Origin of the sequence: Streptomyces sp. ActVer (assembly GCF_027270795.1) — a bacterium.
Taxonomy (GTDB): Bacteria; Actinomycetota; Actinomycetes; order Streptomycetales; family Streptomycetaceae; genus Streptomyces; species Streptomyces umbrinus_A.
In genome coordinates this window covers 1-570 of the sequence record NZ_JAPWHT010001024.1, presented here as the reverse complement: position 1 = coordinate 570, position 570 = coordinate 1, and the positions used below count along the sequence as shown (strand labels likewise).

The window sequence follows — 570 nt, the reverse complement described above, 5'->3', positions numbered from 1 at the left end:
GGTGACATCTGCCCCACCTACGACAAGGCGTATTTCGACAAGCGGAAGCTGGCTCCGCCGACGTCCTTCGCCGATCTGACCAAGTCCGAGTACACGAACCTGCTGGTCACCGAGGACGCCGACCAGGCGACGTCACCGGCCGGGTGGTCGACGACGTACTGGGCCGATCTCGTCTCCGCCGACCCGGTCGAGGTCACCGCCGTCGGCTTCCCCGACCACGATGTGGTGGACAGGGTGCGCGAGTCCCGGCAGTTCGGCGGGGTCGTGCACCCGCTGTCGGGGGTGCGGTCCGGGCACTGGGTCATCACGACCGGCGCGCTCGCGCGGCCGATGCCCGGCAGCGGCTGGGCGGGAATGTCGGGGGCCGCGCTGTTCGCCGGGGACCGGCTGGTGGGACTCGTCACCGCCGACGCCGGTGGCGGTTCCGGACCCGTCGCCGAGCTGCGGGCCGTGCCCGCGCGGACGTTCGCGGACGATCCGCTGCTGGCGGAGTGGATCCGGTGGGCCGGTGGAGCGGGCGCATGGGCGTACGGGCGGATCGAGCGGCCGGAGCAGGATCAGGGGCGGGCC

The 570-nt window shown here is 73.0% G+C and carries 1 pseudogene; it reads left to right on the top strand.

What is annotated here, in order from left to right:
* Positions 1 to 570 (top strand): annotated as a pseudogene (locus O3Q52_RS53935) (hypothetical protein); the annotation flags it as partial.